We start from the raw sequence: 19800 nt of genomic DNA on the forward strand, positions 1-19800 counted from the left end.
CACTCAAAGGAAATCGTGATGAAAATGACACGCAATAAACGCTGGTGCCTGACCGCCCTGCTGGCGGCAAGCGCAATGGTCTATACCGCTTCGTCCTTCGCGCGAACCGACAAACTGGTGATCGAGTCCGGCGACAGCGCGCAGAGCCGTCAGCAAGCCGCAATGGAAAAAGAGCAGTGGAACGATACCCGCTCGCTACGGCAGAAGGTAAATAAACGCGCGGAGAAAGAGTGGGACAAAACCGACGTCGCCTTCGATGCGCAGGATAACTGCCAGAAGAGCGCCAACGTCAACGCCTACTGGGAACCCAACACCCTGCGCTGTCTTGACCGCCGCACCGGTCGCGTTATTACGCCATAATTCCCCGGCGCCCGTGGGCGCCATCCTCTATTAATGCACACAGGATTTCCCATGTCTGACGCCCCTCACGTCAAACTCCGCCCGCTTGAGCGCGAAGACCTGCGCTTCGTCCACCAGCTTGATAATAACGCCAGCGTAATGCGTTACTGGTTTGAAGAACCTTACGAGGCCTTCGTCGAACTCTCTGACCTTTACGACAAACACATTCACGATCAAAGTGAACGCCGTTTCGTTATCGAATGCGATGGCGAAAAAGCCGGGCTGGTTGAACTGGTGGAGATAAACCACGTTCACCGTCGCGCCGAGTTCCAGATTATCATCTCCCCGGAATATCAGGGCAAAGGGCTGGCGACGCGCGCCGCTAAGCTGGCAATGGACTACGGCTTTACCGTTCTCAATTTGTATAAACTGTATCTGATTGTTGATAAAGAAAACGAAAAAGCGATCCACATCTACCGCAAACTCGGTTTCATGGTCGAAGGCGAGCTGATTCACGAGTTCTTTATCAACGGCGAATACCGCAATACCATTCGCATGTGCCTGTTCCAGCATCAGTACCTTGAGAAACATCGTCCTCAAGGCCAGACGCTGCTCAAGCCCACCGCTCAGTAATAGTCGATAGTGTTTTTGATGCTGTAGTGTCGCGTCACCGCCGGCTGGACGCTTTCATCGACAACCTGCATCTCGCAGCGGATCGGGTTGTCGTGATCGTCATAGTCGCAGGTTTGCTTCACCTTACCTAATGCGCGGTCGTTAAATACGCTCACCGCGCTGTAATCGAGCTTTTTACGCGGATCGGTGGACGGCGTCGATACGACGCTGAAGCGCTCATCTTTCGCGGTGGTGGTTTTGCCCAGCGGATAACCTTCGCTGTCGTAGCGATAGCTGGAAGTGCTTTCTTTCCCGCGAGCCGTCACCACAAACCCGTTGTCATCGGTCTCCCAGCTGACGCCCGCCGCCGGCATCTCGGCGAGCTGGCATTTCCCCTGCAGCCGCAGGCGTTTCTCCTGCGTTTGCGCATCCAGATAGTAATTCGCGTCAAGTACCAGCGTTGCGCCGGTTTTGTTTTCGAGGTCGGTAAAATCCAGCAGATCAAAACACCCTTCTGCCGACACCTGGGCACGCACCCGCTTCACCATTTCCCCCTGGTCGTCGAACAGGATCTGAGTAAACGTTTTCACCGGGCCGCGCAGCGGGTCGAACTCAAACTCATTGGAAAAACTGGCCATCTCCGGGGTAAACGCCGCCGGCGTTGACGGCTTATCGCAGGCGCTGAGCAGCAACGCTGCCGGGATCAGCAAAAACAGTTTATTCACAGCCGCTACCTTTTTGGGAATATTCCAATCATTTTAGCAAATACAATTATTTACACCAATTCTGCTATGCTTAAAAATGGATGACATCAATAAGGAGCTTATGATGAAACTATCCCCATGGTTGTGCGCGGCCCTGCTGCTGGGTTCGGCATCCGCACTGGCAGCGCCGGACTCCTGCGAGCGGGTAAAGGGCGAGATCCAGCAAAAGATCATCAACAACGGCGTTCCGGCTTCTGGTTTTAGCCTGGCCATTGTACCGAACGATCAGCCTGACCAGCCCGGCGCTCAGGTGGTTGGCCACTGCGCTAACGACACCTTCAAGATAATCTATACCCGCAACGGCGACGCGACGGCGACCGATTCAGACGGGCAATAACCGCCGCTTTCGAGTGAAGGATCTTATCTCTGGTTGACCGGAGATAAGATTCGCCTACCCCTATTTAAGTATTATTCCTCACCCATGTGCCAGCAATCCTGCGGTTGCCAGCGGCATTTCGCATAATAAAAATCATGGAGTGAGCACAATGTCCAACCCTGAACATCCCGGCGGCGTCAGTCGTCGCACCCTCATAAAATCCTCAGCAATCGGTTCTCTGGCCCTGGCCGCCGGCGGCCTGTCGCTGCCTTTCAGTCTACGCACCGCGGCCGCCGCCGTGCAGCAAGCCACCGGAGCAGAAGAAAAAACCGTCTGGGGTGCCTGCTCGGTTAACTGCGGCAGCCGCTGCGCGCTGCGCCTGCACGTTCGCGACAACGAAGTGGTGTGGGTGGAGACCGATAATACCGGCCATGATATTTACGGCGATCATCAGGTTCGCGCCTGCCTGCGCGGGCGTTCTATCCGCCGACGTATCAATCACCCCGATCGTCTTAACTACCCAATGAAACGCGTAGGCAAACGCGGCGAAGGAAAATTCGAACGCATTAGTTGGACCGAAGCGCTGGATACCATCGCCGAAAGTCTGAAACGCGTGGTAAAAGAGTACGGCAACGAAGCGGTCTATATTAACTACTCTTCCGGGATTGTCGGCGGGAATATGACCCGCTCTTCCCCTTCCGCCTCGCCGGTGATGCGGCTGATGAACTGCTACGGCGGATCGCTCAACCAGTACGGCACCTACAGTACGGCGCAGATCGCCTGCGCCATGCCCTATACCTACGGTAGCAACGACGGCAACAGCACTTCGGATATTGAAAACAGTAAACTGGTGGTAATGTTCGGCAATAACCCGGCGGAAACCCGCATGAGCGGCGGCGGCATTACCTGGTACCTGGAGCAGGCCCGCGAGCGTTCCAACGCCCGCATGATCGTCATCGACCCACGCTATACCGATACCGCGGCCGGGCGTGAAGATGAGTGGATCCCCATTCGTCCCGGTACCGATGCGGCGCTGGTCGCCGGTATCGCCTGGGTATTGATTAATGAAAATCTGGTAGACCAGCCGTTCCTCGATAAATACTGCGTCGGCTACGATGAGAAAACCTTGCCGGCCGATGCTCCGGCCAACGGCCACTATAAAGCCTATATTCTCGGCCAGGGGGACGACGCTACCGCCAAGACGCCGCAGTGGGCCTCGCGTATTACCGGTATTCCCGCCGATCGCATCATTAAACTGGCGCGCGAAATCGGTATGACCAAACCCGCCTATATCTGCCAGGGCTGGGGGCCGCAGCGCCAGGCGAACGGCGAGCTCTCCGCGCGGGCTATCGCCATGCTGCCGATTTTAACCGGCAACGTCGGCATCAACGGCGGCAACAGCGGCGCCCGCGAATCGACCTATACCATCACCATTGAGCGTCTGCCGGTACTGGAAAATCCGGTAAAAACCGCCATCTCCTGCTTTAGCTGGACCGACGCTATCGCCCGCGGACCGGAGATGACCGCCACCCGTGACGGCGTGCGCGGCAAAGAGAAGCTGACGGTTCCCATCAAATTCCTGTGGAACTATGCTGGCAACACCATCATTAACCAGCATTCCGACATCAATAAAACCCACGATATCCTGCAGGACGAGAGCAAATGCTCGACGATCGTGGTTATTGAAAACTTTATGACCTCGTCGGCAAAATATGCCGATATTCTGCTGCCGGACCTGATGACCGTAGAACAGGAAGATATCATTCCTAACGACTATGCCGGCAATATGGGCTATCTGATTTTCATCCAGCCCGCCACCACGGCGAAGTTCGAACGCAAACCTATCTACTGGATCCTAAGTGAAGTGGCAAAACGCCTTGGCGACGACGTGCATCAGCGCTTCACCGAAGGCCGGACTCAGGAGCAGTGGTTACAGTACCTGTACGCCAAAATGGTCGCTAAAGATCCGGCGCTGCCGGGCTATGACGAGCTCAAAAAAATGGGTATTTACAAGCGTAAAGACCCGAACGGCCATTTCGTCGCCTATCGTGATTTCCGTCGCGATCCTGAAGCGCATCCGCTAAAAACCCCCTCCGGCAAAATTGAGATTTACTCCAGCCGCCTCGCCGAGATTGCCGCCCGCTGGGAGCTGGAAAAAGGCGACGTCATTAGCCCGCTGCCGGTCTATGCCTCCACCTTTGAAGGCTGGGACGATCCGTTACGCAGCCAGTTCCCGCTACAAATGTTTGGCTTCCATTATAAGGCGCGTACCCACTCCAGCTACGGCAACGTCGATGTCTTACAAGCGGCCTGCCGCCAGGAAGTGTGGCTTAACCCCATCGATGCCGAAAAACGTGGGATTAACAACGGCGACATGGTGCGCGTCTTTAATCAGCGCGGCGAACTGCGTATTCCGGCGAAGGTCACGCCGCGTATTATGCCTGGGGTGACGGCGATGGGTCAGGGAGCATGGCACGATGCCAATATGTCTGGCGATCGCGTCGACCACGGCGCCTGCATGAATACCCTCACCACCCACCGGCCTTCACCGCTGGCGAAGGGAAATCCGCAGCATACCAACCTGGTCGAAATCGAGAAGGTTTAAGGAGTAAACCATGAGCGCTCAATACGGATTTTTTATCGATTCCGCCCGTTGCACCGGTTGCAAAACCTGCGAGCTGGCCTGTAAAGACTACAAGAACCTGACGCCGGACGTCAGCTTCCGTCGTATCTATGAGTATGCCGGCGGCGACTGGCAGGAGGACAACGGCGTCTGGAATCAGAACGTTTTTGCCTATTACCTTTCTATCGCCTGTAACCACTGTGAAGACCCGGCGTGCACCAAGGTCTGCCCGAGCGGGGCGATGCACAAGCGCGAAGACGGTTTTGTAGTGGTCAATGAAGAGGTGTGCATCGGCTGTCGCTACTGCCATATGGCCTGCCCGTATGGCGCGCCGCAGTACAACGCCGCTAAAGGACATATGACCAAATGCGACGGCTGTCACGAGCGTGTCGCACAAGGCAAGAAACCGATTTGCGTCGAGTCCTGCCCGCTGCGCGCGCTGGACTTCGGGCCGATTGCCGAACTGCGGGAAAAACACGGCCAGCTGGCCGCCGTGGCGCCGCTGCCTTCAGCGCACTTCACCAGGCCGAGCATTGTAATAAAACCTAACGCCAACAGCCGTCCGTGTGGGGATACCACCGGCTATCTGGCCAATCCGCAGGAGGTCTGAAATGGGAAATGGATGGCATGAATGGCCGCTGGTTCTGTTTACGGTACTGGGGCAATGCGTCGCTGGCGCAGTCATCGTCAGCGGCCTGGGCTGGGTGTCGCTCTCCGGTCAGCGCAAAGCGCGAGAGCGGCTGGTGCGCAGCATGTTCTTTATCTGGCTATTGATGGGAATAGGTTTTCTCGCTTCCGTAATCCATCTCGGCTCGCCGCTACGCGCATTTAATTCACTGAATCGCGTTGGCGCTTCAGCGCTCAGTAATGAAATCGCCAGCGGCGCCCTCTTCTTCGCCGTTGGCGGATTCTGGTGGCTACTGGCGGTGCCAGGAAAAATGCCGGAGGCGCTCGGCAAAATCTGGTTGTTTCTCACCATGCTACTGGGGTTGCTGTTTGTGATGGCGATGACCCGCGTCTACCAAATTGACACCGTGCCGACGTGGTATAATGGCTACACTACCAGCGCGTTCTTCCTGACGGTACTACTCAGCGGGCCGCTGTTCGCCGCCCTGCTGCTGAAGCTGGCGAAAGTTGACTTCAACGGCTGGTTTTTTGCCGCGATTAGCGTCGCCGCCCTCATCATCAGCGTGGCCGTTGTTGTCTTGCAAAGCGCTGACCTCGGCACGATCCACAGTTCAGTACAACAGGCGAACGCCCTTCTTCCGGATTACGGCAGACTGCAGGTTCTACGGCTGATCCTGCTGGCGCTCGGTCTCGGCTGCTGGCTGTGTCCGCTTCTCCGCCGCCAGCCGCCGCGCGCCGCCGGGTTATTGATCGGGCTGATAATGGTTTTAGTCGCGGAGTGTATAGGCCGCGGCCTGTTTTATGGCCTGCATATGACCGTAGGTATGGCGGTTGCGGGTTAACGAGACGGCGCGCCTGTGCGCGCCGCAGTAAGGAATAGGGTAATGATGCAGATCCCAAATCGCGACGCCGTCGCACTAAGCGCCCGTACGCTGGGCGCGCTGTTCTCTTTTGTACCGGACAGCGAGCAAAACGCGCCGCTGGTCGCCGCTTTTCTCGATGGTAGCTGGCAGCCGCAGTGGCCGTTCCCGGTCTCCGATTCACTGGCAATGGAATTCGCCGCCAGCAGCGACGAGACGCTGCCGCAAGCCTGGCAGCGTCTGTTTATCGGCCCATGGGCGCTGCCCGCTCCGCCGTGGGGCTCGGTGTGGCTGGATAAAGAGTCGGTGTTATTCGGCGACTCGACGCTTGCGCTGCGCGAATGGATGCGGGCCAGCGGTATCGCGCTGGCTCTTGAGCGCAACGAACCCGAAGATCACTTCGGCACCTTGCTGCTGCTGGCTGCATGGCTGTGCGAAACAAATCAGGATGAGTTGTTTGCGCAACTGCTGGCCTGGCATCTGCTGCCGTGGTCCGGGCGTTTCCTGAGCGTCTTTATGGAAAACGCCGGGCATCCGTTCTATCGGGCGCTGGGCCAACTGGCGCAGTCGACGCTGGCTAACTGGCAGGCACATTTGCCCATCGCGGTGGCAGAAAAGCAGCTGTATCGTTAACTCACCCGCCGCGTCGATCCCCGGCGCGGCACTTATAGCTTTTGCATCTAAGGTTATTCCCTATCACAATAACGCCATGACTCCCAATTTCACGCCCGCTAATGCACCGTCTTCATAACTATCCTGATGTGCAGGTGATGTTCCGTCGCCTGCTCATCGCCACGCTCGTCGGCATCTTTGCGGCGCTGGCCGTGGCGCTGTTTCGCCACTCGATGGTCGTGCTGGAAACATTATTTCTCGGTAACGATAGCGGTAGCCTGGTGAACGCCGCACAGTCGCTGCCGTGGTGGCGTCGGCTGCTGACGCCAGCGCTTGGCGGACTGGCCGCGGGGACATTGCTGTGGTTATGGCAACGGCGCAGCGTGTCGCGTCCGCACGCCCCGACCGATTACATGGAAGCGCTGGAAACCGGCGATGGTTGTTTCGATACGCCGGCAAGCCTCGTGAAATCGCTGGCGTCGCTGCTGGTGGTTGTGACCGGCAGCGCCATTGGCCGCGAAGGAGCCATGATCCTGCTGGCCGCGCTGGCCGCCTCGCTGTTCGCCCGCCGCTTTACCCCGCGCGCTGAATGGAAGCTGTGGGTCGCCTGCGGCGCCGCCGCCGGGATGGCCAGCGCCTATCATGCGCCGCTGGCGGGTAGCCTGTTTATCGCCGAAATCCTCTTTGGCACCCTGATGCTGGCCTCGCTCGGCCCGGTAGTCATTTCGGCGGTAATCGCCCTGTTACTAACGAATCTGCTCAACGGCGGCGCCGCGCCGCTGTACCACGTCGTCTTTCAGCAAAACCTGAACGCGCTGCATTACGTTTTAATGCTGGCGACCGGCCTGCTGGCCGGGCTGTGTGGGCCGCTATTTATCTGGCTGATGAACTACAGCCACCGTGGCTTCGTGAGGCTGAAACTGTCACCGCCGTGGCAGCTGGCGATAGGTGGACTGATCGTCGGCATGTTATCGCTCATTACCCCAGCGGTGTGGGGCAACGGTTATAGCGTGGTGCAAAGCTACCTGCTGTCGCCGCCGCTATTTAGCGTCATTATCATCGTCTTTGTCTGTAAGCTGTTGGCGGTGCTGGCCAGCAGCGGCTCCGGCGCCCCGGGCGGCGTCTTTACCCCGACGCTTTTCGTCGGGCTGGCGCTGGGCATGCTGTTCGCCAGTTTTAGCGGGCTATGGTTAGATAACGATCAGAACATGGCGATTATGATTGGGTTAACCGGGATGGCGGCGTTTCTCGCCGCGACAACGCATGCGCCGATTATGTCAACGCTGATGATTTGTGAGATGACCGGGCAGTATGTGCTGCTGCCCGGTTTATTGATCGCCTGCGTACTGGCCTCGGTACTGTCGCGAACGTTACGCCGGGATTCGATCTATCGCCATGACGCTGCCGAGAACGTCTAAGTCAACATACTGGCTGAGTTCACGTTGTTCGGCGCGCGGCAGATAAGGCAGCTCGCCAATAAGCGGCGCGGGTAGCTTTTTGCTCAGTACATCAATGATTTCAGCGTAGTGCGCAAGACCAGGATTAATGCGGTTGGCGACCCAACCGATTAATGGCAAACCGTCGTTAGCCACCGCCTGAGCAGTCAACAGGGCATGGTTGATACACCCTTCCTGAATACCCACCACCAGCACTACCGGCAGTTGTTCCTGTACCACCCACTCGGAGAGCGGGCGTAAATCGTTCATCAGGCTGCGCCAGCCGCCGGTACCTTCCACTACGACATGATCGACCCTGCCGCTGAGCTGCTGCAGCCCGTCGCTGAGTAAACCGTAGTTGATCGGGCAGCTGTGCGCCACGCTGCTTTCTTCTTCGCTTAACGCGATGGGATTGACAGCATCATACGGCAGCGACAACGTCGACACGCTCTGTAATACCAGCGCGTCTTTATTACGCAGTCCGTCCGGCGTCTCTTTGCTGCCCTTCGCCACAGGCTTATACCCGGCGACGCTTTTACCGCTGGCAGCAAGTGCCTGCAGCAACGCGCGGGAAACTACCGTCTTCCCGACAGCAGTGTCAGTACCTGTTATAAAGAAACGCTTAAACATCACTAACCCCAAAGTTGTCTATACGAAAGATACATAAGAGAAATAATCAACAGTGGGAAAAGTCTACGCGAAGCCGTCGGGGCCCAGATTGAGATAGCGCAATTTTTGGTGCGACTATGAAAAAATGTTAACCCTGTAACAGTCGGATAAGGAGCGATCCGTTATAGAGGGCGTCTTTCACCAGAGCCGCGCCAGCCATCGTGCCGCGGTTTGAGAACTGGGTACTCTCAACCGCAATATGACGACTATATGCTGGCAGCGCCTGTTGCCGAATACAGTCAGAAATTGCCGGAAACAAAATATCGGATGCCTGGTTGAACGGCGAACCGATAAGGATTTTTTGTGGATTAAACAGGTTAACCATAATGGCCAGAATACGCCCCACGTGCGTACCAACACCGGTAATGATGTCCCGCGCCAGTAAATCACCCTGCTGCGCCGCCTGGCATAACCATTCAACGCTCAACTGCTGCTGATGCAGCATCGAGCTCATCGATTTTGCCATGCGCATCTGAGCCAGTTCCAGCACGCTTTCGATGCTGGCGATGGTTTCCAGGCAGCCGTGATTGCCGCAGTAGCAGCGTTTACCATAAGGGTCGACCTGGGTATGGCCGATCTCCACCAGGCTACTACTACCGGCATGCAGCAGGCGGCCATCGGTGATGACGCCAGCGCCGACGTTGTGGTCGATCACCACCTGGATGACGTCACGCGCCCCGCGTGACGCGCCAAACAACGATTCGGCCATGGTCCAGGCGCTGATATCGTGCTGAATATAGACCGACACCCCGGTGTGATTAGCCAGCGTTTCACCAAGCGGCATGTCTTTCACATCATCGTAAAATGGCATCCGGTGAATGATGCCGTTTTCAGTATCGATGATCCCTGGCAAGGTGATGGCGATAGCGGTAAGGCGCTCGAGCTTGTGCTGATGGCGAATAAAAAACTGGTCGATGTGCTCGATGATCCGCGTCAGCAGCGGTTGCGCATGCTGCAGCGGCAGTTCCAGTTGTTCTTCCACCACCAGTTTGCTGCTCAGATCGCGCAGCGCCAGATGAATCTCCCCCCGGCTGATGCGCAACGACAAATAATGCCAGGCTTCCGTTTCAACCATCAGCCCGACCGCCGGGCGGCCGCGGCTCCCCGGCTCCTGGATTTCGGTCTCCTGCACCAGATGCGCTTCCAACATCTCGCGAACAATTTTGGTAATGCTGGCCGGCGCCAGTTGCGCAAATCGGGAAAGATCGATACGCGACACCGGGCCAAGCTGATCAATCAGGCGATACACGGCTCCTGCGTTGGTCTGCTTTATTTGATCGATATGGCCTGGTTGACTGTCCGCTACCACCGTTGACTCCCTTTATTTTCGCGCTTCGAAATAAACTTTCGGCTATGGTGAAGCACTTCGATGGTACACGTCAAATTTTTACTTAGCCTTGTGATTTACCGCACGTTTTTGGGTCTTTTTTGTCTCATTTTGCTAACGCGGCGGCGGCGAGGAGATAATCGCGAAAACGCTGCGCCGCCAGTCCCTGTTCGCGATGTTTGGCCCACACCAGCCACATTTCCGACACCGCATCGGGTTCACTAATCGGCAGCCAGCGCATTTCATTCAGCTGCACCCGCTTAAACGAGGCCGGTAGGATTGATACCCCAAGACCAGAAGCCACCAGGCCGATGATGGTCATGGCCTCGCCGACCTCCTGGGTGATAACCGGCGCGGTACCGTAGCGGCGCATCAGTCCGAGAATATCGTCGTACAGGCCGGTACCAACGTGCGGGTCGAAAAAGACAAACGGCTCGCGCGCCAGCTCAAGCAGACTGACCGCCTGCTGACGGGCCAGAGGATGATCGCTGGGCACCATCGCCAGTAGCGGTTCGCGCAGCACTTTTTCCCAGCACAACGTATCCGGCAGCTGCGTGTTGCGCATCAGGCCAAGGTCAAGCGCCCCTTCAGTTAACGGCACTATCTGTTCGCGGGTGTTGGTTTCGCGAGTCTGGATATGGACATCGGGAAAGCGGCGGCGAAAAGTGGAAAGCGTATCGGAAACCGCTTTGATAAATGGCGCCGATGAAGTGAAACCAATGCGCAGTTCACCGGTTTCGCCGTGATGCAGGCGCCCGGCGCGGGCGGCGGCATCTTCAACTTGCGTCAGAATTTGTCGGCTATCGGCGAGAAATTGCTTCCCCGCCGCCGTCAGGCTGACGCTGCGGTTAGTGCGGGCAAACAGTCGCGCGCCAATTTGCTGTTCGAGAATCTGAATCTGCTGGCTTAACGGCGGCTGAGAGATGTTGAGGCGCGCCGCCGCACGGCCAAAATGTAGCTCTTCCGCCACGGCGACGAAGTAACGCAAATGACGCAGCTCGATATTCATATTTAAAACATCTTATTTGAGATTATTAATATATTAGACGGAATATTTACAATTTTATACCCTAAAAATGTGAGCTGAATGGTCACATCAGTTTGTTTGTAATCCAGCTGTATATAAGCAAGGAATTCTCCGTGAGCAACACAACAACCGCCGGCACCGCGCCGGCGAGCAGCGCCGGTGATAAGGCGGTAAACCAGCCAAATCAATTTATTAAACGCGGTACCCCGGCGTTTATCCGCGTCACCCTGGCGCTGTTTTCCGCCGGACTGGCAACCTTCGCCTTGCTCTACTGCGTGCAGCCCATTCTGCCGGTGCTGTCGGGCGAGTTCGGCGTAAGCCCCGCCAGCAGCAGTATTTCGTTATCGATTTCCACCGCGATGCTCGCCGTCGGCCTGCTATTTACCGGCCCGCTGTCGGATGCCATTGGCCGTAAACCGGTGATGGTCACCGCGTTACTGCTGGCCGCGTGCTGCTCCCTCTTATCAACAATGATGACCAGTTGGCACGGGATTCTGATCATGCGCGCGCTGATTGGTCTTTCGTTAAGCGGCGTAGCCGCCGTTGGGATGACTTATCTCAGCGAGGAGATCCACCCAAGCGTGGTGGCGTTTTCAATGGGGCTTTATATCAGCGGTAACTCGATAGGCGGCATGAGCGGCCGCCTGCTCACCGGGGTCTTTACCGATTTCTTCGGCTGGCGCGTGGCGCTGGCGGTGATAAGCGCCTTCGCCCTCGCGGCGGCAATCATGTTCTGGCGTATTCTTCCCGAGTCGCGCCACTTCCGCCCTATTTCGTTGAAACCGAAAACGCTGCTGATTAACTTCCATCTGCACTGGCGCGATCGCGGCCTGCCGCTATTGTTCCTCGAAGGTTTCCTGCTGATGGGCGCATTTGTGACCCTGTTTAACTATATTGGCTACCGCTTGATGATGTCGCCGTGGTCGCTGAATCAGGCGGTGGTCGGTCTGCTGTCGGTCGCCTACCTGACCGGGACCTGGAGTTCGCCAAAAGCCGGCGCGTTGACGGTGCGCTATGGCCGCGGACCGGTGATGCTGTTCTTTATTGCGGTGATGCTGTTTGGCCTGCTGATGACGCTATTCTCGCCCCTGTGGCTGATTTTCATCGGCATGTTGCTGTTCTCCGCCGGCTTTTTTGCCGCGCACTCGGTTGCCAGCAGTTGGATCGGCCCACGGGCGCGTCGCGCGCGTGGCCAGGCTTCTTCGCTATATCTGTTCAGCTATTATCTGGGTTCCAGTATTGCGGGGACGCTGGGCGGGGTCTTCTGGCATCACTACGGCTGGAACGGCGTCGGCGGCTTTATCGCGCTCCTGTTAATGGCCGCGCTGCTGACCGGCGCCTGTTTGCACAACCGCCTGAAATAATCGTTAAACGACGTGACCTTACGGGTCACGTCCGCTCACCATAGCCCGAGCACCGACGGCAACCCCAACAGTTCTCTGAGAGCATCCATAGAGAGCAGTGCGAAAAACACCCACGTGAACGGATTCATACTCGCCTCCGCTGACAGCCAGCGCCTGTTATCAGTGTAGCCGCTGGCGTGGCGCGCCGTCCGTTATAGTCATCACATGCGCATTTTTCGCCGCACGCAAAATGTCGTGCCCACGACTCGACCAAATCCCCCCGACGCGCTAGTGTACCCACTGACAACAGATTTATTTCACTCGCCACAGGCCAGCAGAGACTATGACTGAAAACAACAACTATCAGCAGCTCACCCGCACTTTCCAACGGCTCTCCCGCTTCTCACACCTTGCCGCCATCGCCGGCTGGGATATGTTCGCCATGATGCCGCCCGGCGGCAGCCGCGCGCGCGGCGAAGCGCTGGCGGAGCTCGGGGTGCTGCAGCACCAAATTTTGACCGATAAGAAGGTTGGCGAATGGCTGGAAAACGCCCTGCAGGAAGATCTTAACGATCTGGAGCAAGCTAACCTGCGCGAAATGACCCGGCAGTACCAGCAGGCGGCGCTACTGCCGGAGAGCCTGGTGGAGGCGAAATCACTGGCCGGCAGCCGCTGCGAACACGCGTGGCGCAGCCAGCGTCCGGCTAACGACTGGCAGGGATTTGCCGAAAACCTGTGCGAAGTCGTTAAGCTCAGTCGCGAAGAGGCGCAAATCCGAGCCGAAGCGAAAGGGTGTTCCCGCTACGACGCCCTACTGGATATTTTTGAACCCGACATGACCAGCGCGCGTCTTGACGTGCTATTCGCCGATCTGAAATCCTGGCTGCCGTCGCTGCTGGCAAACGTCGTCGATAAGCAAGCGCAGAAGACGCTGCTCGAGCCACAGGGGCCCTTCGCCATCGCCGATCAGCGTGAGCTGGGCCTGGAAGCGATGCGGGTTTTAGGCTTTGATTTTGACGGCGGGCGTCTGGATATTAGCGCGCACCCCTTCTGCGGCGGCGTGCCAGAGGACGTCCGGATCACCACCCGCTATAACGAAAACGATCTGCTCAGCGCGCTATTTGGCGTGATCCACGAAACCGGCCACGCGCGCTATGAACAGAACCTCCCGCGCAACTGGGTCGATCAGCCAGTTGGGCTGGCTCGCTCAACGGCGATTCACGAATCTCAGAGCCTGTTCTTCGAAATGCAGCTTGGCCGCAGCGAAGCCTTCCTCAACCGCCTGCTGCCCGCCGTGCGTCAGCGCTTTGGCGACCAGCCGGCGTTCAGCGCGGAAAACTTTATCGCCTGGAACCAGCGCGTGAAGCCGGGCTTCATTCGCGTCGATGCCGACGAAGTCAGCTACCCGGCGCACGTCATTCTGCGCTATGAAATCGAGCGGGCGCTGATCGACGGCGATATTGAAGTAGACGATATTCCGGCCCTGTGGGATGAGAAAATGCAGAGCTGGCTGGGTATTTCGACCCTCGGCAACTATCGTGACGGCTGTATGCAGGATATTCACTGGACCGATGGCGGTTTCGGCTATTTCCCTTCTTATACGCTGGGGGCGATGTACGCCGCACAGCTGATGGCGGCCGCCAGACGCGCGCTACCGAATCTCGCACAGGATATCGCCGGCGGCGATTTTAACGCCCTGTTCGACTGGTTGCGGCAAAATATCTGGCAACATGGCAGCCGCTTTACCACTTCGCAGCTGATTAAGAATGCCACCGGTGAAGATCTCAACAGCGAGTATTTCCGCCAGCATCTTACCGCCCGTTATCTCTAAGCCTGCGCGCCGGGGCCTGCTCCGGCGCTTTACCCCCGCCTGGCGCGTATTGTACAAACGGTTACACGCCGATACCAAACACTCACGGAAAGCTCGAAAAGACAAGCATATAGTTACTTCAACGGCCCCGCAGTGGGGTTGAAATGAAGAAACCTTTTCGAGGATATCAGAATGAAAAAAGTATTAGCTCTGGTCGTTGCCGCTGCTATGGGTCTGTCTTCCGCTGCTTTCGCTGCTGATGCAGTAAGCACCACTCAGGCACCTGCTGCTGCAACTCACAGCACCACTGCCAAGACCACTCACCATAAAAAACATCACAAAGCTGCCGCCAAACCAGCTGCAGAACAGAAAGCCCAGGCTGCCAAGAAACACAAAAAAGCCGCGGCAAAACCTGCTGTAGAGCAAAAAGCTCAGGCAGCGAAAAAACACCACAAAGCCGCCACTAAACCGGCTGCGCAGAAAGCTCAGGCTGCCAAAAAGCACCACAAAACTGCCGCTAAACCAGTAACGCAGAAAGCTCAGGCTGCCAAAAAACACCACAAAACCACTAAACACACCGCAGCTAAACCTGCTGCTCAGCCGGCTGCATAATCTTTCCGGTTAGTCTGGTCTTGTATAAATCGGCGCTGTTTCAGCGCCGTTTTTTTCTGGAGAGCGCTATGCTGCGACGTTATCGTTTTGAGCTCATCCTGATACTGCTGATAATCTGCGCGCTGGTGGCAACCCGCTTTTTCCTCTATTAGGCGCCGCTAATCTTCCCCCTCAATGGGAAAACCGGCTTCACGAATAGCCTGACGGCAATCGCTGACTCCTGCAGCATATCCCGCTTCAATTTCACATACCGGGCTCGCGCTGGAGAAAGGCAAGCGAATCGGCGTCGCCAGTTGACGTTCCAGCTCGCTAATTTTTTGCCGCGCCGCCAGCAACTCCACCGCCAATTCAGCGGCCGACACTTCGGTTTTCGCTCCTGTAATCACCGCCCGTAATTGCGTCTCATCGATAGTCATCATGTCCGCCAGTTCTGCATTCACTGGCAGATATTATAGCCAACGCCACCTCAGCGGCGCTGGCGGCTCGTTACAGGGCATGTACCGCCTCAATCACGAGATACCCCATCGCTCCCCACATAAAAATTGAAACTAACGAAACATAAACTAACGCGCGAATACCTTGTTTAGACATACACCCTCCCACTGCAGGAAATGACCTTGTGCTTATGATGGCCGGGTCAACCTCACATTTCACTCAATGGGAACCGGCGAAAACAATGTTTACAGTGAGAAAATGTTTCGTAGTGAAAATAATTGAGAAGATGGTAAAAAAACGCCAATGACGATGAACTTTTGCGTACTTCAGGCAACTAAAACGCCCGCTAAAAATTGCGCTTTGCGAATGTTCTGCAAGGCAAAGTGATTATTTTCCCCGCGCTTTACGTACGTTCCGATACACGAATTATGTTGCGTTGCCCGCCGCTTTCTGCGGAAATGACGACAGCAGAGATTATGCGTTAACCCTCTGAATTACCATGGTTCTCGCAGAGATGAAATGTCTTCAGGAGTCATTTTATGTGCCGTTTGGCTTAATAAAAATTATTCTTAACTTTCATAAACTTAAATCTCCTGCTACTTTCAATAGACATAATTATCTCCCCAGAGAGTGATATGCGTAGAGACGTACTGTTATTACTGTGTTCGTTTTGTGTATTTCCCCTGTATGCTCACGCCGATGATGACGGCATGAGCGCGAAAGATATCAAAACGCTTTTTTTCGGCCATGACGATCGTAAAGCGGTCAGCGATCCGGCCAGTTCCCCCTGGGATGCCATCGGTCAATTAGAAACCGCCAGCGGTAATCTGTGTACCGCAACGCTGATTTCTCCGCATCTGGCCCTCACCGCCGGTCACTGTTTGCTGCAGCCGCCGAAAGGCAAGCCGGACATGGCCGTCGCGTTGCGTTTTATCTCGCGTAAAGGCAACTGGGTCTATGAAATTCACGGGATTGACGGCCGTACCGACCCATCGCTAGGCAAACGGCTTAAAGCTGACGGCGATGGCTGGATTGTCCCCTCTTCCGCAGCCCCCTGGGACTTTGGCCTGATCGTCCTGCGCTACGCGCCAGGCGGCATTACGCCTGTTCCTGTTTTTAGTGGTGATAAAGAAGCGCTGACCGCGGCGCTAAAAGCCACGGACCGCAAAGTGACGCAATCCGGCTACCCGGAAGATCATCTGGATAGTCTCTATAGCCACCAGGATTGTCTGGTGACGGGATGGGCGCAAACGTCGGTGTTATCGCATCAATGCGATACGCTACCGGGCGACAGCGGTTCTCCACTGCTGTTGAAAACGGATAACGGCTGGCAGGTCATTGCGGTGCAAAGCTCGGCGCCGGGGCCGAAAGATCGCTATCGTGCCGATAACCGGGCCATTGCCGTGACCGGTTTTCTCGACAAGCTGGAAGCGCTGGCCAAAGAGTAATTATCCCTGCTGCTGGCGCAGTTGAAGCAATGAGTCGATAGGCATCGGTTGGCTGAAATAAAATCCCTGCAGTCGATCGCATCCCGCCCGCCGCAGCAGCGCCAGCTGCTGCTGAGTTTCTACCCCTTCGGCAACCACGGTGATCCCCAGCGCATTAGCGATACGTACCGTGCCGCGCACCAGTTCTGCCGCCTGTGGGTCGACATCCACCACCCCGGCTAACGACTTATCAATCTTGAGGCTATCAAAACGACAGCTGCGTAGATAACCAATACTGGAATAGCCAATGCCGAAATCATCCAGCGCGACGGCGATACCCAACGCTTTCAGGTTCTCGATAGCCACGCGGGCGCGCTCCGGGTTTTCCAGTACATAGCTTTCGGTCACTTCAAGCTGCAGGCGGCGAGCAGGAAACTGACAGCGTCCCAGGGTTTGGACCACCCGCGTTTCGAATTCCGGGTCGCGGAATTGCGCCGGTGAAATATTGACGGAAAGCAACAAATCCCCCATCGGTTGTAAGTCGTAACAGGCTTGCGATAAGGCAAATTGACCTAGCGCGTAGATTAATCCGCTACTTTCAGCGATAGAAATAAAAGCATCTGGCGCAAGTGGGCCTTCAGGCCGCCGCGGCCAGCGTAGTAACGCTTCAACTCCTTCCATCGCCAGCGTTTCGGCGTTGACGATCGGCTGATACCAGACGTCAAATTCGCCCCTTTCCAGCCCTTCCCGGATACCATTTTCAATGTGCAACTGGTGCTGACGCGTTTCGTTGAGGGTATCATCGTACCAGGACGCTCTCCCCTTACCGCTCTTCTTCGCGTGATACATAGCCATGTCGGCGCGGCGGAATAACTCGGTACTGGAGCATAATGCCGGTACGCCGCTGGCAATACCGATACTGGCGCTGATGTATATTTTGCGCTCGCTGAGTTCAATAGGGGCTTTTAATAACTCAAGCACCGCCCAGGCAAACGCGGAAGCCTGATTAACCGCTTGTTCACCGCTGACGGTCATGGCGAATTCATCACCGCCCATCCGCGCCAGCATCGCCCCCGCCGGAACACGGTCGCGTAATTCGCGGGCAATGCGTGCGATTAGCGCGTCGCCAACATCATGGCCATAGTTGTCATTAACGTCTTTGAAGCCATCGAGATCGATAAATACCACGCTCTGCATTTCATTCTTGCCGCATTCGCCCATCGCATTTAAGCGTTCAATCAGCGCCCGACGGTTCGGCAAACGGCTCAGCCAATCGATTAACGCATTTTTTCGCGCCTGCTGTTCGCCGCGCGCCAGTTTGTATAACCCCAGGCTACTGAGCAGAATAAATAGCAGAATCAAACTCGCCGCCAGAATGGCGATGAGCCTGATGCTGTTTGACGCGGCTCGCGCCGCCTCCGCTCCGGGAAGACGCGGTTGCCAGCTCAGATATGCCAGCGTTTCCCCGCCTTCTGTGCGCAATGGTACGCTGTATTCGCCGGCGAGCTGCGTCGTATGCAGGCGATTAATCTGGAAAGTATTCCCCAGGTTTTCCAGCATGGTCGGATTAATGTGGCGGGTAATAACCAGATAGCGACGGGTCTTGTCATAAACCGGTAAGCGACCGATCGTCGGGCGAATCAAGCCGATACCCACAAACGCGATACCCTCCCGGGTGCGGGTAATACCAGCAAAGGCATTTTCACCACGTCTCAGCGCGTTCGCGTGTTGCTCGATAAGGGCTTGCAGCCCGCTGCCAAAAAAACCAATATCGGGTTCGGTAAATGGCTCGCTGCGAAAAGCGCCCCACAGGATCCGGTAGTTTTCATCCAGGATAAAAGTCCCGTCGTAGAGATTATTAATCTTAAAACCCGACCCCCACGAATCATACAGCCAGCGTGGGTCAAGATGGGGCGTATAGGTTTGTTTAACCGCATCATCCCAAATCGAATTATCCAATACCAAAGACAACACCCGATTGACCGATGTCTGTACGGCCCCTTGCACCGAGAGCATCGAACGGTGCTTATCAATTTCATTGGTTTTTATACTGACCAGGTGTTGTGACAAATAGAAAAGAGAAATAACGGAGACCACCAGCCCCAGGCCGGCGAAAAAGACCAGTACAGAAAGAATTTTGGCAGAGGGAATATTCCGCCAGCCTGGCAAAGGGATCATGCGCTGTCCTCATAGCGGCCTACCGAAACCAGGCCGAATCTGCTTTTTAAGCGTAATACAGAGGACAGAATTTGCCGCCAGCTTACGCAGGCGGCATCATATCAAGCCAGTTTTATCAATACCATGCCGGCTACCAGCAGCACGACGCCAACCCAGCCTTTATGGTTAAGGCGTTGTCCAAAGAGGATCCAACCGGCGGCGATAGTCGCCGCGATCCCAAACCCTCCCCACAACGCATAAGCGACGGAAAGATCGATACCTTTTACCGCCTGCGAAAGAGCGCTAAAAGCCCCTAACACCGCCGCCAGCGACAGGATACCGTATATTTTACGACGAAAACCGTCGGAAAATTTCAGAAATACGTTCGCGGTAATTTCCAGTACGATAGCCAGCGCCAGCCAGGCGCCGTGAATCCACTCAAACTGTTGCATGAGCTGTCTCCTCACGCTGTTTCACCGCTTTCTTTGTGCCGGACTTAATCAGCACAATACCCGCGACCAGCGTTGCCAGCCCGGCCAGTTTTACGATAGACAGGCTTTCATCGAACAGCAGCACGCTAAATACGGTAATCAACAGAATACCGATACCTTCCCATAGCGCATACGCCACACCGAGAGCAATCTTTTTAACGGCGAAGGCCAGGAAAATATATGAAAGCGCAATCATTGCCAGCATTAAAATATAGCCCGTATGACCGCCGCTGACGCTTGCCCATTTCATAGACAGCGTGCCGGTTATTTCAGCAACGATAGCTAAGGCTAATAAAATCCAATAAAACATAAT

21 protein-coding genes are annotated in these 19800 nt (G+C 56.0%); 12 read left to right on the forward strand and 9 right to left on the reverse strand.

Annotation, left to right across the window (positions count from 1 at the left end; translation table 11 throughout):
- Positions 1–18: 18 nt before the first annotated feature.
- Together KGA69_RS18960 and speG are read left to right on the forward strand one after the other, a co-directional pair.
- Positions 19–360 (forward strand): DUF1283 family protein, encoded by a 342-nt coding sequence (locus KGA69_RS18960; protein WP_049059915.1) that lies wholly within the window; start codon positions 19–21, stop codon positions 358–360.
- Between the two features lie 51 nt (positions 361–411).
- A complete protein-coding gene (speG, locus tag KGA69_RS18965) occupies positions 412–972 on the forward strand; it encodes a spermidine N1-acetyltransferase (RefSeq protein ID WP_015366764.1) in 561 nt (186 codons plus the stop codon).
- On the opposite strand, the gene KGA69_RS18970 is transcribed toward speG, so the two are convergent.
- Positions 966–1676 (reverse strand): YnfC family lipoprotein, encoded by a 711-nt coding sequence (locus KGA69_RS18970; RefSeq protein ID WP_045394624.1) that lies wholly within the window; start codon positions 1674–1676, stop codon positions 966–968. The genes speG and KGA69_RS18970 overlap by 7 nt on opposite strands.
- Positions 1677–1779: 103 nt before the next feature.
- On the opposite strand from KGA69_RS18970, the gene KGA69_RS18975 reads away from it, so the two are divergent.
- The 6 genes from KGA69_RS18975 (at position 1780) to clcB (ending at position 8171) form a co-directional block, all read left to right on the forward strand.
- On the forward strand, positions 1780–2052 hold the full coding sequence (locus KGA69_RS18975; RefSeq protein WP_045394628.1) for a DUF1161 domain-containing protein: 273 nt from the start codon (positions 1780–1782) through the stop codon (positions 2050–2052).
- Positions 2053–2200: 148 nt separating this feature from the next.
- Positions 2201–4636 carry a selenate/tellurate reductase subunit YnfE gene (gene ynfE, locus KGA69_RS18980; protein ID WP_213292588.1) on the forward strand — a complete coding sequence of 812 codons (2436 nt, stop codon included), beginning with the start codon at positions 2201–2203 and terminating at the stop codon, positions 4634–4636.
- Positions 4637–4646: 10 nt separating this feature from the next.
- Positions 4647–5264: a DMSO/selenate family reductase complex B subunit gene (locus tag KGA69_RS18985; RefSeq protein ID WP_101704515.1), complete on the forward strand. Its 618-nt coding sequence runs from the start codon at positions 4647–4649 to the stop codon at positions 5262–5264.
- 1 nt (position 5265) lies between these two features.
- Positions 5266–6123: a DmsC/YnfH family molybdoenzyme membrane anchor subunit gene (locus tag KGA69_RS18990; protein WP_045392300.1), complete on the forward strand. Its 858-nt coding sequence runs from the start codon at positions 5266–5268 to the stop codon at positions 6121–6123.
- 42 nt (positions 6124–6165) lie between these two features.
- Positions 6166–6774: a Tat proofreading chaperone DmsD gene (gene dmsD, locus KGA69_RS18995; RefSeq protein ID WP_045392302.1), complete on the forward strand. Its 609-nt coding sequence runs from the start codon at positions 6166–6168 to the stop codon at positions 6772–6774.
- Positions 6775–6875: 101 nt separating this feature from the next.
- On the forward strand, positions 6876–8171 hold the full coding sequence (gene clcB, locus KGA69_RS19000) for a voltage-gated ClC-type chloride channel ClcB (RefSeq protein WP_045392304.1): 1296 nt from the start codon (positions 6876–6878) through the stop codon (positions 8169–8171).
- On the opposite strand, the gene bioD is transcribed toward clcB, so the two are convergent.
- The 3 genes from bioD to KGA69_RS19015 form a co-directional block, all read right to left on the reverse strand.
- The gene (bioD, locus tag KGA69_RS19005) at positions 8124–8819 is read right to left on the reverse strand and encodes a dethiobiotin synthase (protein WP_045392306.1); all 696 of its coding nucleotides are present in this window, start codon (positions 8817–8819) and stop codon (positions 8124–8126) included. The genes clcB and bioD overlap by 48 nt on opposite strands.
- 127 nt (positions 8820–8946) lie before the next feature.
- Positions 8947–10167, reverse strand: coding sequence for a sugar metabolism global transcriptional regulator Mlc (mlc, locus tag KGA69_RS19010; protein WP_045392308.1), 1221 nt, complete (start codon positions 10165–10167; stop codon positions 8947–8949).
- A gap of 124 nt (positions 10168–10291) precedes the next feature.
- Positions 10292–11194, reverse strand: coding sequence for a LysR family transcriptional regulator (locus tag KGA69_RS19015; protein ID WP_047077732.1), 903 nt, complete (start codon positions 11192–11194; stop codon positions 10292–10294).
- A 113-nt stretch (positions 11195–11307) separates the two neighbouring features.
- Between KGA69_RS19015 and KGA69_RS19020 the strand changes: the two genes are divergently transcribed.
- Complete coding sequence (locus KGA69_RS19020; protein WP_323129992.1) at positions 11308–12576, forward strand: MFS transporter; 1269 nt, start codon at positions 11308–11310, stop codon at positions 12574–12576.
- 35 nt (positions 12577–12611) lie between these two features.
- Here KGA69_RS19020 and KGA69_RS24380 read toward each other — a convergent pair whose 3' ends face one another.
- Positions 12612–12704: a KPN_01571 family protein gene (locus tag KGA69_RS24380; protein WP_020078946.1), complete on the reverse strand. Its 93-nt coding sequence runs from the start codon at positions 12702–12704 to the stop codon at positions 12612–12614.
- 194 nt (positions 12705–12898) lie between these two features.
- Between KGA69_RS24380 and KGA69_RS19030 the strand changes: the two genes are divergently transcribed.
- Positions 12899–14386: a carboxypeptidase M32 gene (locus tag KGA69_RS19030; protein WP_047042915.1), complete on the forward strand. Its 1488-nt coding sequence runs from the start codon at positions 12899–12901 to the stop codon at positions 14384–14386.
- 171 nt (positions 14387–14557) lie between these two features.
- Entirely contained in the window at positions 14558–14977 is a 420-nt protein-coding gene (gene asr, locus KGA69_RS19035) for an acid resistance repetitive basic protein Asr (protein WP_213292589.1), read from the forward strand.
- A 158-nt stretch (positions 14978–15135) separates the two neighbouring features.
- Here asr and KGA69_RS19040 read toward each other — a convergent pair whose 3' ends face one another.
- On the reverse strand, positions 15136–15393 hold the full coding sequence (locus KGA69_RS19040) for a hypothetical protein (protein ID WP_052667954.1): 258 nt from the start codon (positions 15391–15393) through the stop codon (positions 15136–15138).
- Between the two features lie 654 nt (positions 15394–16047).
- On the opposite strand from KGA69_RS19040, the gene KGA69_RS19045 reads away from it, so the two are divergent.
- Entirely contained in the window at positions 16048–16860 is an 813-nt protein-coding gene (locus KGA69_RS19045; RefSeq protein WP_213292590.1) for a trypsin-like serine peptidase, read from the forward strand.
- Here the strand turns inward: KGA69_RS19045 and KGA69_RS19050 are convergent, their stop codons facing one another.
- The 3 genes from KGA69_RS19050 to mdtJ all read right to left on the reverse strand — a co-directional run bounded on the left by KGA69_RS19050 (position 16861) and on the right by mdtJ (position 19797).
- Positions 16861–19017: a putative bifunctional diguanylate cyclase/phosphodiesterase gene (locus tag KGA69_RS19050; protein WP_213292591.1), complete on the reverse strand. Its 2157-nt coding sequence runs from the start codon at positions 19015–19017 to the stop codon at positions 16861–16863. It abuts the gene before it with no gap.
- Between the two features lie 101 nt (positions 19018–19118).
- Positions 19119–19448, reverse strand: coding sequence for a multidrug/spermidine efflux SMR transporter subunit MdtI (gene mdtI / locus KGA69_RS19055; RefSeq protein ID WP_045392324.1), 330 nt, complete (start codon positions 19446–19448; stop codon positions 19119–19121).
- Positions 19435–19797 carry a multidrug/spermidine efflux SMR transporter subunit MdtJ gene (gene mdtJ, locus KGA69_RS19060; protein WP_021463805.1) on the reverse strand — a complete coding sequence of 121 codons (363 nt, stop codon included), beginning with the start codon at positions 19795–19797 and terminating at the stop codon, positions 19435–19437. Before mdtJ ends, mdtI begins: the two co-directional genes overlap by 14 nt.
- Between the last annotated feature and the right edge of the window lie 3 nt (positions 19798–19800).

Source organism: Klebsiella sp. A52, from assembly GCF_018388785.1.
Classification (GTDB): Bacteria; Pseudomonadota; Gammaproteobacteria; order Enterobacterales; family Enterobacteriaceae; genus Klebsiella; species Klebsiella aerogenes.